Source organism: Nitrobacter sp. 62-23 (genome assembly GCF_001897285.1).
Classification (GTDB): domain Bacteria; phylum Pseudomonadota; class Alphaproteobacteria; order Rhizobiales; family Xanthobacteraceae; genus Nitrobacter.
The window spans coordinates 25,910-39,291 of the sequence record NZ_MKSM01000130.1 but is presented as its reverse complement, the minus strand read 5'-3'; the positions used below and the strand labels follow the sequence as shown (position 1 = coordinate 39,291).

Here is a 13,382-nt window from a genome sequence, read left to right as displayed (position 1 = left end):
TCGGCATCATCGGATTCTATGACGACTATCTGAAGGTGACGAAGCAGACCCATGCCGGGTTCGCCGGGCGCACCCGCCTCCTGCTCGAACTGTTGATTGCGCTGGCCGCCTGCTATGCGCTGGTCCGCCTCGGCCGTGAACCGTTTTCCACCGCACTGGTGATTCCGTTCTTCAAGGACGTGGTGCTGGACCTCGGCTGGTTCTTCCTCGCTTTCGGCGCGTTCATCATCGTCGGCGCGGGCAATGCGGTGAACCTTACCGATGGTCTCGACGGTCTCGCCATCGTGCCGGTCATGATCGCGTCCGCGAGCTTCGCCATGATCGCCTATCTCGCCGGCAACGCCGTGTTTGCCGACTACCTCCAGATCAACTACATCGCCGGCGCCGGTGAACTTGCGGTGCTGTGCGGCGCGGTGCTCGGGGCGGGCCTCGGCTTTCTCTGGTTCAACGCGCCGCCGGCCTCGATCTTCATGGGGGACACCGGTTCGCTGGCGCTCGGCGGCATGCTCGGCTCGATCGCGGTCGCGGTGAAGCACGAGATCGTGCTGGCGGTCATCGGCGGCCTGTTCGTGCTGGAGGCGGTGTCGGTGATCGTGCAGGTGGCGTCGTTCAAGCTGACGGGGAAGCGCATCTTCAAGATGGCGCCGATCCACCATCACTTCGAACAGCTCGGCTGGACCGAGCCGCAGATCGTGATCCGGTTCTGGATCATCTCGGTGATGCTGGCGTTGGCGGGTCTTTCGACACTGAAGCTGCGGTGATGGTCGGTTTGAGCATTGCGGTGGGCACGGCCTTCCCATGATCCCCGTCACCTCCTTCGCCGGCAAGACGGTCGCGGTGTTCGGTCTCGGTGGCTCGGGCCTTGCGAGTTGCCACGCGCTGAAAGCGGGCGGCGCCGAAGTGATCGCCGCCGACGACAACGCAGACAACGTCGCAAAAGCCGCGCAGGCCGGCTTCATGATCGCAGACCTGCGCACTGTGCCATGGAGCAATGTCGTCGCGCTGGTGCTTGCGCCCGGCGTGCCGCTGACCCATCCGACGCCGCACTGGAGTGCGCTGGCGGCGCACGAGGCCGGCGTCGAGGTGATCGGCGACATCGAACTGTTCTGCCGCGAGCGGCGTCGTCACGTGCCCGACGCGCCGTTTGTCGCCATCACCGGCACCAACGGCAAGTCCACCACCACGGCGCTGGTCGCGCATCTGATGCGCGAGGCTGGTCATGACGTGCAGATGGGCGGCAATATCGGCACCGCAATCCTGTCGCTTGAGCCGCCACGCAAGGGGCGCGTGCATGTCATCGAGATGTCGTCGTATCAGATCGACCTGACGCCTTCGCTCGATCCGACCGTCGGCATCCTGCTCAATGTCAGTCCCGATCATCTCGATCGTCACGGCACCATCGAGCATTACGCTGATGTGAAGGAGAGGCTGGTTGCAAGCGTGCAGTCGCAGGGCACGGCTGTCGTCGGCGTCGATGATATCTGGAGCCGCGCCGCCGCGGATCGCATCGAACAGGCCGGTAAGCACGTGCTGCGCGTCTCGGTGAAGCGGCCGCTCGCGGACGGCATCTGTGTCGATCATGGCAGGATCGTTCGCGCGTCGGGCGGCGCACGCAGCGAGATAGCCGATATCGGCAGCATCGGCTCGCTGCGCGGACGGCACAACGCGCAGAACGCCGCCTGCGCTTCGGCGGCGGCGCTTGCGCTCGGGGTGACCAACGACATCCTGCAAGAGGGCCTGCGCAGCTTTCCCGGACTCGCGCACCGCATGGAGCAGGTCGGGCGCAAGGCCAACGTTCTGTTCGTCAACGACTCCAAGGGCACCAACGCTGATGCCACCGAGAAGGCGTTGTCATCTTTTATCGATATTTTCTGGATCGCTGGCGGCAAGCCGAAGAGCGGCGGCATCGCCTCGCTCGCCGAGTTCTTTCCGCGCGTCCGCAAAGCCTATCTGATCGGGGAGGCGGCAAAGGAGTTTGCGGCGACGCTGGACGGCAAAGTGGATTACGAGATCAGCGGGACGCTGGAAGCAGCGATGTCCGCCGCCGCGCGCGACGCCGAGGCGTCGGGCCTTGCGGACGCCGTGGTGCTGCTGTCGCCGGCCTGCGCCTCGTTCGATCAGTTTCGCAATTTTGAAGTCCGCGGCGACCGTTTCCGTGAATTGGTGCGGGCACTGCCTGGCGTCAAGCCGGTGACGTAGACGAACCGACTTTCGTCACGGCCGGATTCATTCCGGCCATCCACTTTTTTTCGCTCCAGTTCCTATGACGTGGATGCCCGCAACAAGTGCGGGCATGACGATGAAAAGGTCGCTCCCGAAAACTTGTCCTGTTTCCTTAACCTCCCGGTAATCACGATCGGGGACCAATGGCGTGATCTCCGCCCACAGGATCCGCCATGATTTCACGCGAACAACGCACGCCGCTCTCGGAATGGTGGTGGACCGTGGACCGGTGGCTGCTGGCGGCCATGATCCTTCTGATGCTGACCGGCGTGGTGTTGTCGCTGGCCGCCAGTCCCTCGGTCGCGACCCGGATCGGGCTTGATCCGTTTCACTTCTTCCATCGCCATGTATTGTTTCTGTTGCCATCGATCGTCGTGATGGTCGGCGTGTCGTTCCTGTCGCCGCGCCAGATCCGCCGCTCGGCGCTGATCGTGTTCGGGCTGAGCATCGTGCTGATTGTGGCCACGCTCGTGCTTGGCCCGGAGGTCAAGGGCGCAAAACGCTGGATCACGATTCTCGGCGTCAACATCCAGGCCTCGGAATCCGCAAAACCTGCTTTCGTCGTATTGGCGGCGTGGCTCTTCTCAGAATCCGCGCGCAAGCCCGAGATGCCCGCGACCTCGATGGCGCTGACGCTGCTATTGGGACTCGTCACGCTGCTGGTGCTGGAGCCGGATTTCGGCCAGACCATGCTGATCCTGATGGTGTGGGGAGCGCTGTTCTTCATCGCCGGCATGCGCATCGTCTGGGTGTTCGGTCTCGCAGGCACCGCGATCGCCGGATTGTTCGCCGCCTATATGCTGGTTCCTCACGTCGCCGTCCGCATCCAGCGATTCATGGATCCGGCTTCCGGCGACACATTCCAGGTCGATACCGCCATGGATGCTTTCGCCAACGGCGGCTGGTTCGGCCTTGGCCCCGGCGAGGGCATCGCCAAGCGGAGCCTCCCCGACAGTCACACCGATTTCGTGTTCGCGGTCGGCGCCGAGGAATTCGGCATCATCATGTGCCTTGCGCTGCTGGCGCTGTTCACCTTCATCGTCATGCGCACCCTGTCGCGCGCCTACGCGTCGGAGGATCTGTTCTCGCGCTTCGCCGCGTCCGGGCTCGCGATCATGTTCGGCGTGCAGGCGGCCATCAACATGGCGGTCAACCTGCATCTGATCCCCGCCAAGGGGATGACGCTGCCGTTCATTTCCTATGGCGGCTCGTCGATGGTCTCGCTTGCTTACGGCGTCGGCCTGATGCTGGCTCTGACGCGCCAGAGGCCACGCACGGAAATGGAATCGATCAGTGAGGCCACCGCCGCGAGCTATGCGTAGATGGATGTGTGTCCGCCGCCTGACCCTCATGCCCGGGCCATGGTCGTTCGAAGAGCGGCGTCCTTTGCTCCCCATGGTGCCGGGCATCCACCTTTTGCAAGCGTGTGATAGGAAAAGGCGTGGATGGCCCGGGACGAAGCCCGGCCATGACGATAGTGATTGGGTCGGGTGACGAATCTTGTGACCGAACAACAACCTCTCATCCTGCTCGCCGCCGGCGGCACCGGAGGACATCTGTTTCCAGCCGAGGCGCTCGGCGTCGAACTGATGAAGCGCGGCCTGCGGGTGCGGCTGGTGACGGACTCGCGCGCGCTGCGCTATAGCGGGCTGTTCGCGAAGGACATGACCGACGTGGTGCCGAGCGAGACCGTGCGTGGCCGTTCGCCGTTGGCGCTGGCGCGCACCGGCCTGATGCTCGCGGCCGGCACCGCCGTCGCGCTCAAGCTGATGCATCGGTTGAAGCCAGCCGCCGTGATCGGCTTCGGCGGCTATCCGACCTTGCCGCCGCTGCTGGCCGCGCGGCTCGCCGGAATTCCGACCCTGATTCACGACGCCAACGCGGTGATGGGCCGCGCCAACCGCTTCCTGTCGCGCCGTGTCAGCGCCATCGCCACCTCGCTGCCCGGCGTGCTTGCCAGAGAGCCGTCGCTGATCGGCAAGACCACGACGACCGGCACGCCGATGCGGCCGGCTATTCTCGCAGCCGCCGCCGTTCCCTTTGCCGCGCCTGGTCCGGACGATCCCATCCGCGTTCTCGCGGTCGGCGGCAGCCAGGGCGCGCGCGTCATGAGCGACATCGTGCCGGCGGCGATCGAACAGCTCGAAGCCACATTGCGGCGGCGGCTGGTGCTGACCCAGCAGGTGCGCGGCGAAGACATGGCGCGGGTCCGCGCGGTTTATGATCGGCTCGGGATTAATGCCGAACTGGCGCCGTTCTTCGCCGACCTGCCGGCGCGGCTGGCGTCGAGTCACATCATCGTCTCCCGCTCTGGCGCAGGCACCGTGGCCGAGCTTGGCGCGATCGGGCGCCCCTCGATCCTGGTGCCGCTGCCCGGCGCGATCGATCAGGACCAGTTCGCCAATGCCGGCGTGCTGGCGGATGCCGGCGGTGCGATCCGCATCGTGCAGGCAGACTTCACGTCGGAACGTCTCGCGGCCGAATTGTCCGCGCTGGCCGACGATCCGGCGCGGCTTGCGGCCATGGCGGCTGCAGCACGCACGGTGGGCCGCCTCGACGCGGCGGAGCGGCTCGCGGATATGGTCGTTAAAGTGGCCGGAATCTAGCTGATTCGGGCTTGTCATGCCCCGCGAAAGCGAGGCATCCAGTACGCCGTGCGGGCCGCTATGAATCGGTGGCGCGGAATACGGATCGTCCGTTTGGGACGATGACGGCAAGGAACAGACATGAGACTGCCGCGCGAAATCGGCCCCATTCACTTCGTCGGCATCGGCGGTATCGGCATGAGCGGCATCGCCGAGGTGCTGTGCAATCTCGGCTATACCGTGCAGGGCTCGGACGCTTCAGAGGGCGCCAATGTCAGCCGCCTGCGCGAGAAGGGCATCCATGTCACGGTCGGCCACAAGGCTGGCAACGTGAACGGCGCGGACGTGCTTGTGGTTTCCACCGCAATCAGGCGCGACAACCCCGAACTGATGGCGGCGCGCGCACAGCGCATTCCCGTCGTGCGTCGCGCGGAAATGCTCGCCGAACTGATGCGGCTGAAAAGCTGCGTCGCCATCGCAGGCACCCACGGCAAGACCACGACCACGTCGATGGTCGCGGCGCTGCTCGACGCCGGCGATTTCGATCCCACCGTCATCAACGGCGGCATCATCAACGCCTACGGCACCAATGCGCGGCTGGGGGCGGGCGAGTGGATGGTGGTGGAAGCCGACGAGAGCGACGGCACGTTCCTGAAACTGCCGACCGACGTCGCCATCGTCACCAATGTCGACCCCGAGCACCTCGATCACTTCAAGACCTTCGATGCTGTGCAGGATGCATTCCGCTCGTTTGTTGAGAACGTGCCGTTCTACGGCTTCGCGGTGATGTGCATCGATCATCCCGTGGTGCAGAGCATGGTCGGCAAGATCGAGGATCGCCGCATCATCACCTACGGCGAGAATCCGCAGGCCGACGCGCGGCTGGTCGACCTCGCGCCGAACGGCGGCGGCTCGCATTTCAAGGTGGTGTTCCGCAACCGCAAGACCGACGCCGCCCACGAGATTACCGATTTGGTGCTGCCGATGCCCGGCCGCCACAACGCGCTCAACGCCACGGCGGCGATCGCGGTGGCGCATGAACTCGGTATTCCCGACGCGACCATCCGCAGCGCCATCGCTGGCTTCGGCGGCGTCAAGCGGCGCTTTACCAAGACCGGCGAATGGAACGGCGTCACTATCATCGACGACTACGGTCATCATCCGGTCGAGATCACCGCGGTGCTGAAAGCGGCGCGCGAGTCCACCGGCGGCCGGGTCATCGCCGTGGTGCAGCCGCATCGCTACAGCCGCCTGCAGTCGCTGTTCGAGGAGTTCTGCACCTGCTTCAACGATGCCGATACCGTGGTCGTCGCCGAGGTCTATCCGGCGGGCGAGGCGCCGATCGAGGGCATCGACCGCGACCACTTCGTGCTCGGCCTGCGTGCCCACGGCCACCGCCAGGTGGTGCCGTTGCAGGAATCGGCGGCGCTGCCGGGCGTCGTTGCAGGTCTGGCGAAGCCCGGCGATTATGTGGTGTGCCTTGGCGCCGGCAACATCACGCAGTGGGCCTACGCGCTGCCGGGTGAACTCAAGGCGCTGGGATGAGTGTCATCACTGCACCGCTTGTGAAGCGCAGTGGCCGTGCAGGGTGGCACGGCCTGCTCTCTCCCCCGCTTGCGGGGGAGAGGTGGAGAGGGGGCTCCTTTCAAACGGATGGCTCGCGAGAAAGTGCCCCCACCCTAACCCTCCCCCGCAAGCGGGAGAGGGGACAGCCCGCTATTGTCGCGATGTCGTGCGCATGACCTTTCCCGACATCGCTCCAAAACTGAAATCGCAGATGCCGGAGCTGCGCGGGCGGATGCTGGCGAACGAGCCGCTCGCGCCGCTGACATGGTTTCGCGTCGGCGGTCCGGCGCAGGTGCTGTTCACGCCGGCGGATGAAAACGATCTCGCTTATTTCCTGCGGCATCTGCCGGAGGAGATTCCGATCTACTGCATCGGCGTCGGCTCCAACCTGATCGTGCGCGACCGCGGCCTGCCGGGCGTGGTGATCCGCCTGTCGGCGCGCGGCTTCGGAGAGATCACGACCGACGGCGAGACGTTGCACGCCGGCGCCGCGGCCCTCGACAAGCGCGTCGCCGAAGCTGCGGCCGCGGCGGGTCTCGGCGGCCTCGAATTCTATTTCGGTATCCCCGGCACCATTGGTGGCGCGCTGCGCATGAATGCCGGTGCCAACGGCACTGAGACCAAAGATGTTCTGGTTCAGGCGCGCGCCGTCGGCCGCCGCGGCGACAAGATGACGTTCGACAATGCCGCCATGAAGTTCGAATACCGCAACAGCGCGATTTATCCTTCCGTCATCTTCACCGGTGCTACGTTTCGCGGACGCAAGGCCGCGCCGGAAGCGATCCGTGCGCGCATGGACGAGGTGCAGAGCCATCGCGAGACGGTGCAGCCGATCCGCGACAAGACCGGCGGTTCGACCTTCAAGAATCCGCCGGGGCAGAGCGCGTGGAAACTGATCGATGCCGCCGGCATGCGCGGCCATCGCGTTGGCGGCGCGCAGGTCTCGGAGATGCACTGCAATTTCCTCATCAATACCGGCGCGGCGACCGCGCGCGACATCGAGACGCTTGGAGAGACCGTCCGTGTGCAGGTGAAAAAGCAGTCGGGCGTCGACCTGCAATGGGAAATCAAGCGGATCGGATTGGAATAGGCTTATGCGCATCACGATCCTTTTTGGCGGCAGCAACAAGGAACGTCTGGTCTCGGTGGCGAGCGCGCAGGCGTTGCATCGCGCGTTGCCGGATGCGGAGCTGTGGTTCTGGGATGTGCGCGACGATGTCTATCGTGTGCGCTCCGAGGCGCTGCTCGGTCACGCGCGGCCGTTCGAGGACGAGTTCGTCCCCGGCGGCACAGGTGTGACGCTTGAACGGGCGCTCGATGCGGCGAAAGCCGAGGAGCGCCTGCTGGTGCTCGGCCTTCACGGCGGCCGCGCCGAGAACGGCGAACTGCAGGCGATGTGCGAACTGCGCGGCATTCCTTTTACAGGGTCCGGCTCCGCCGCCTCGCACCTTGCGTTCGACAAGGTCGCGGCGAAGCGGTTCGCCGCGCTGGCGGGCGTCAACGTGCCCCCCGGCGTGGCGCTGCAGGACGTCGATCGTGCATTGGCCGAGCACGGCCGGCTGATCGCAAAGCCGTCGCGCGACGGATCGAGCTACGGGTTGATCTTCGTCAACGGGACGCAGGACCTCGTCGCCGTGCGCGCCGCGGCGGCGACCGAGGAGTATGTGATCGAGCCGTTCGTATCCGGCGTCGAGACCACCTGCGGCGTGCTGGAGCGCGCCGACGGCACGGTTATCGCGCTTCCGCCGGTGGAGATTGTGCCGGCCGAGGGGGCGTTCGACTATGCCGCGAAATATCTGGCGGCGACGACGCAGGAGATCTGCCCCGGACGATTCCCGCCGGCCATTGCCGCACGGATCATGGACGATGCGCTGCGAGCACACCGGGCGCTGTCCTGCCGCGGTTATTCCCGCACCGATTTCATCGTGAGCGGCGAAAAACCGGTCTATCTCGAAACCAACACCCTGCCGGGCCTGACCGCGGCCTCGCTCTACCCGAAGGCGCTCCATGCACAGGGGATCGGGTTTTCGGATTTCCTGCGCGATCAGATCGCGCTGGCCGAAAAGGCCATCCGGCAGGCTTGAGGGAGCTTTGCGGGCACCAACTCGGGAACCGAGGGTTTATTCGGTCAGCGCCGCCGGCCGCGTCCGAAAAGCCGCAAGGTATTCTTTTCTCGTACCAAAATGCGCTCTGCCGACACCAGCTTTACCTTTTGTTTACCAGTACGTCCGAAGGTTAACGCTGGCGGCTCATGTGACGCTTGGCTGCCGGGGCGCGAACTGTTGCGGATTTTCCGCTTCGACGATCGCATCGAGGGAATTGCGGACCTGCCGCGAGGTCGGCGCCCCCGTCCGGCATTGCCAGGTGGTCGCGCGTGTCTCCGATGTGAGATTCCCGCTTCGGCGCCGAGTTTGAAAAGCGGCGCAGGGCAAATGTTGACGAGCGCGCGCGATGAAGGGTGGAGGACGTCTCGATCGGTCGTTGAGATCGCCGGGGTCCATATCTGACCTGTCGGGGTCCGGCCTGCTGAAGCAGGTCGACCTGATCAGGCTTGCCGCCGCTGGCGCGGGCATTTTGCTGCGCGAGCAGGTCGCGAAGCTCAAGCGCGCCCGCGCCGAACGCCTCGATGCGCGCGCCAGAAATCCCAACCGCGCGATTGCTTTTCTGGAGCGCTACGTTCCGCGCCGGCTTGGCATGGCGCTGACCGTAACCGTCCTCGGCGGCAGCGCGGCGCTCGGCGTCATCACGGGCGGACACGTCGATGCGGCGATCGGCGCCTTGAGCGACGCGCGCAATGCGCTCGCCAATGCCGCCGGGTTCCGCATCAGCTCGGTCACCGTCAACGGCCGCAAGCAGTTGACGCAGGACGAGGTATTGGCTGCAGGCGGCGTCAACGGCCGTTCCTCACTGTTGTTCCTCGATGCGGCCGGCGTGCGCGACAGCCTGAAAGCCGATCCGTGGGTCGCGGACGCGACCGTGCTGAAACTTTATCCCGGTGCGTTGCAGATCGACATCACCGAGCGCCGCCCCTTCGCGTTGTGGCAGGAGGACGGCAAGCTGTCGGTGATCGCGGATGACGGTGTCGTGCTCGAGCCTTACGTCACCCGCCGCTTCGCTTCGCTGCCGCTCGTGGTCGGGAAGGGGGCGGAAACCCGCGCCAGGGATTTCCTCGCTTTGGTCGCGCAATACCCGGTGGTGAACAACCAGCTCAAGGCCGCGATCCTCGTTGGCGAGCGGCGCTGGAATCTGCGCCTCAAGGACGGCCTCGATATCCGGCTTCCGGAGAACGACGTCGGCCGCGCGCTCGCCGCGCTGGTGAAATACGACATGGAAGACAGGCTGCTGTCGCGCGACATCACCGCCATCGACATGCGGCTGCCCGACCGCATGACCGTGCGGCTTTCGGAGGAGGCCGCGAAGGCGCGCGAAGAGCAGTTCAAGAAATCCAGCAAGAAGGCCGGCAGCGCATGACTGGTCTCGACCGCAACCAGACCCCGAAGATGCGGCCGATGCAGCGCAATCGCAGCGCGCTGGTGGCGTCGCTGGACATCGGCACCAGCAAGATCGCCTGCCTGATCGGGCGGCTGAAGCCGAGCGCGCCGAACGACGCCTTGCGCGGACGAACCCATTCGGTCGAGCTGATCGGTTACAGCCAGATCCAGTCGCGCGGCATGAAGGCCGGCGCGGTAGCCGATCTTGCCCAATGCGAGCAGGCGGTGCGCCAGGCGGTGTCGCTCGCCGAGCAGATGGCGAAGGTCCGGGTCGAATCGGTGCTGCTGCCGGTCTCGGCCGGGCGGCTGCAGGGCCAGTTGATCGAAGCGGCGTCCCGCATCCAGGGCGGCGCGGTCACCCCGGCCGACGTCAGCCGCGTCACGTCTACCGGCATGCGCCACGCCACCGCGCCCGGCCGCACCGTGCTCCATGCGCTGCCGGTCGGCTATTCGCTCGACGGCGTAAAAGGCATCCGCGATCCGCGCGGCATGGTGGCGCGCCGGTTCGGCGTCGACATGAACGTGGTGACCGCGGAAGCAACGGTCGCGAGAAACCTGATGCTGGCGGTCGAGCGCTGCCACCTCAGCGTCGAAGCCATGGCGGCCGGCCCTTACGTGGCGGGGCTGTCGGTTCTGACCGACGACGAGGCCGATCTCGGGGCCGCGGTGGTGGAAATGGGAGCCGGAACGACCACGATCGCGATTTATTCGGCCGGCCGCTTCGTTCATGCGAGCGGTTTCGCCATCGGCGGCCATCACGTCACGATGGATCTCGCCCGCGGACTGGGCGCGTGCATTGCGGATGCCGAGCGAATCAAGACGTTATATGGCACGGTGCTGACGGGAGGGTCCGACGTCCGCGAACTGATGACGGTTCCGGCAGCCGGAGACAGCGACAGCGACGCGCCTCAGGTGGTTTCGCGCGCGACAATCGCCAACATCGTCCGCCAGCGGGTCGAGGAGATTTTTGAAATGGTCAGGGACCGGCTCGCGGATTCCCCCTTTGCTGCCGAGCCGCGCGCGCGGGTCGTGCTGAGCGGCGGAGCGTCGCAGCTCACCGGCGTTCCCGAACTCGCCGGGCGCATCCTCGGCCGACCGGTCCGCATCGGCCGCCCGCTCGGCTTCGGCCGATTGCCCCATGAGGCCAAGAGCGCATCATTCGCGGTTCCCACCGGACTGCTGGTGTATCCGCAATACGCACATCTCGAACACGTTGAACCGCGGCACTCGCGGCAGCTTAGCACGGGAACGAACGGTTATTTCGGAAAGGTCGGACGATGGCTCCGGGAGGGCTTCTGATGAATTTTCCGCCGAATTGCAGATTCCATCAACTGCTGCGGTCGACGACCGCCGGCACAGCAACACCGCGGTAATCGAGAGGCAACCATGACCATCAATCTCAACGTTCCCGACATTCACGAGCTGAAGCCGCGGATTACCGTATTCGGCGTCGGCGGCGCTGGCGGCAACGCGGTCAACAACATGATCACCGCAGGGCTCCAGGGTGTCGATTTCGTGGTGGCCAACACCGACGCGCAGGCGCTGACCATGTCGAAGGCGCAGCGCATCATTCAGATGGGCACGCAGGTCACCCAGGGTCTCGGCGCGGGTTCGCAGCCGGACGTCGGCGCGGCGGCGGCGCAGGAGGTCATCGACGAGATTCGTGATCACCTGTCGGGCGCGAACATGGTGTTCGTCACCGCGGGAATGGGTGGCGGCACCGGCACCGGAGCCGCGCCGGTGATTGCCAAGGCCGCGCGCGAGATGGGGATCCTGACCGTCGGCGTCGTCACCAAGCCGTTCCACTTCGAGGGCCAGCGCCGCATGCGCACCGCCGATTCAGGGATCGGCGAGTTGCACAAGGTGGTCGATACGCTGCTGATCATCCCGAACCAGAATCTGTTCCGGGTCGCTAATGAGAAGACTACCTTCGCCGACGCCTTCGCGATGGCCGATCAGGTGCTCTATTCGGGCGTCGCCTGCATCACCGACCTGATGGTGAAGGAAGGGCTGATCAATCTCGACTTCGCCGACGTCCGTGCAGTGATGCGCGAGATGGGCAAGGCGATGATGGGCACCGGCGAGGCCTCGGGCGAGAAGCGCGCGCTCACCGCCGCCGAAGCCGCGATCGCCAACCCGCTGATCGACGATTCATCGATGAAGGGCGCGCGCGGCCTTCTGATCTCGATCACCGGCGGCAAGGACTTGACGCTGTTCGAGGTCGACGAGGCCGCCACCCGCATCCGCGAGGAAGTCGATCAGGACGCGAACATCATCGTCGGTGCAACCTTCGACGAGAGCCTTGATGGCATCATCCGCGTATCGGTGGTGGCGACTGGCATCGATCAGAGCACGATCGCGCGCACCGCAGCCGCCACCCCGGCCGCGAAGCCGATTTCGCCCACCCCGCCAGCGACCACCGCAAACGACACCCGTATGGCCGATCTGAGCGCGAAGCTGCGCGAGGACCAGAAGCGCCAGGCCGCGCTCGCTGCCGCTCAGACGCAGAAGGCTGTCGAGCAGCCGCGCCCCGTTGTCCAGGCCGCGCCTGCGGCGGCGCAGCCCGCCATCCCCGGTCCCACCGTCGAGCGTGCGGCGCTGGAGGCGATTGCCGCGGCCGTCGCCGAGCCGATGCCGCCGGCCGCTCCGGCTGCCGTTCAGCCGGCGTCCTATGGCGACGTCACCGTCCGGCCGATCGCGCAAAAGCCGACGCTGTTTCCGGATCATGACCCCGCGCCGCGCGAGAACCACGAGCCTCCGCCGCCGGAGAACTTCATCCCGCAGCCGGCCGAGCGCGCCCCGGTGCGCGCTCCGCGGATGCCAAGGATCGAGGAACTGCCGATGCCCGCGCAAAACGAGATCCGTCAGGCGAGGGGTGGGACCGAGGGAGATCATCCGCAGAAGAGCCGGCTGTCGCTGCTGCAGCGCCTCGCCAATGTCAGCCTCGGCCGCCGTGATCAGGACACAGAGCCGCCGATCGCGGCCCGGTCCTCCGGACCGGCCATGGCGCCGATGCCGCCCTTGCCGGAACGCCGGCCGCAGCGCAGCGTAGCCGAGCAGATGGCTAACGATCCGGTATCGGAGTATGCAAGACGCCCGGCGCCCCAGGGACTCGACTCGCACGGCCGTCCGGCGCCTGTCGCACCCGCGCCGCAGGGGGACGACCACCTCGATATCCCCGCTTTTCTGCGACGGCAGGCCAACTGAGGGTCTGTAACAATGAACTTCAAGAGGCCTCGGCCAGGCAGCGCCGGGGCCTCTGTGTTGCTTGATCGGGTATTTCAGCTGTTGTCGACAAGCTATTAAATTTAAAGAAAAATTATCAACCTCATGTTTCGCTTTAAGGTCGTGCGCGCGATGGCAAATTTGGTCAACCGGCGGCATGATTGCGGCGGAGATGGGGTAACAATCGGTAAAGAAGCGTGAATTGGCGCTGTTTCGGGCAACCGGTATGTTTTAGCGGTGACTTTGGGGTTCACGAATCGATTCGCTGCCTTCCAGGCACGAGTTCGGCATT

At 65.6% G+C, this 13,382-nt stretch carries 10 protein-coding genes and 1 pseudogene; all 11 read left to right on the top strand.

Annotated features, from left to right (window positions below):
• A partial coding sequence (gene mraY, locus BGO16_RS15710; RefSeq protein ID WP_292619894.1) for a phospho-N-acetylmuramoyl-pentapeptide-transferase occupies positions 1 to 761 on the top strand: 761 nt, incomplete at its 5' end.
• A gap of 37 nt (positions 762 to 798) precedes the next feature.
• Positions 799 to 2,199, top strand: coding sequence for a UDP-N-acetylmuramoyl-L-alanine--D-glutamate ligase (gene murD / locus BGO16_RS15705; protein ID WP_292619892.1), 1,401 nt, complete (start codon positions 799 to 801; stop codon positions 2,197 to 2,199).
• A gap of 197 nt (positions 2,200 to 2,396) precedes the next feature.
• The gene (gene ftsW / locus BGO16_RS15700; RefSeq protein WP_292619890.1) at positions 2,397 to 3,545 is read left to right on the top strand and encodes a putative lipid II flippase FtsW; all 1,149 of its coding nucleotides are present in this window, start codon (positions 2,397 to 2,399) and stop codon (positions 3,543 to 3,545) included.
• Between the two features lie 180 nt (positions 3,546 to 3,725).
• Positions 3,726 to 4,829, top strand: a complete 1,104-nt coding sequence (gene murG, locus BGO16_RS15695; RefSeq protein WP_292619896.1) for an undecaprenyldiphospho-muramoylpentapeptide beta-N-acetylglucosaminyltransferase — start codon at positions 3,726 to 3,728, stop codon at positions 4,827 to 4,829.
• 120 nt (positions 4,830 to 4,949) lie between these two features.
• Entirely contained in the window at positions 4,950 to 6,353 is a 1,404-nt protein-coding gene (gene murC / locus BGO16_RS15690; RefSeq protein WP_292619888.1) for a UDP-N-acetylmuramate--L-alanine ligase, read from the top strand.
• Positions 6,354 to 6,546: 193 nt separating this feature from the next.
• Entirely contained in the window at positions 6,547 to 7,464 is a 918-nt protein-coding gene (gene murB, locus BGO16_RS15685; protein WP_292619886.1) for a UDP-N-acetylmuramate dehydrogenase, read from the top strand.
• A 4-nt stretch (positions 7,465 to 7,468) separates the two neighbouring features.
• Positions 7,469 to 8,458, top strand: a complete 990-nt coding sequence (locus BGO16_RS15680) for a D-alanine--D-alanine ligase (protein WP_292619884.1) — start codon at positions 7,469 to 7,471, stop codon at positions 8,456 to 8,458.
• A gap of 106 nt (positions 8,459 to 8,564) precedes the next feature.
• A pseudogene (locus BGO16_RS15675) lies at positions 8,565 to 8,692 on the top strand (D-alanine--D-alanine ligase); the annotation flags it as partial.
• Between the two features lie 133 nt (positions 8,693 to 8,825).
• Positions 8,826 to 9,845 (top strand): cell division protein FtsQ/DivIB, encoded by a 1,020-nt coding sequence (locus BGO16_RS15670; RefSeq protein WP_292619882.1) that lies wholly within the window; start codon positions 8,826 to 8,828, stop codon positions 9,843 to 9,845.
• Positions 9,842 to 11,164, top strand: a complete 1,323-nt coding sequence (gene ftsA / locus BGO16_RS15665) for a cell division protein FtsA (protein ID WP_292619880.1) — start codon at positions 9,842 to 9,844, stop codon at positions 11,162 to 11,164. The genes BGO16_RS15670 and ftsA overlap by 4 nt, the downstream gene beginning before the upstream one ends.
• Before the next feature lie 87 nt (positions 11,165 to 11,251).
• Positions 11,252 to 13,072 carry a cell division protein FtsZ gene (gene ftsZ, locus BGO16_RS15660; protein ID WP_292619878.1) on the top strand — a complete coding sequence of 607 codons (1,821 nt, stop codon included), beginning with the start codon at positions 11,252 to 11,254 and terminating at the stop codon, positions 13,070 to 13,072.
• Positions 13,073 to 13,382: the final 310 nt, after the last annotated feature.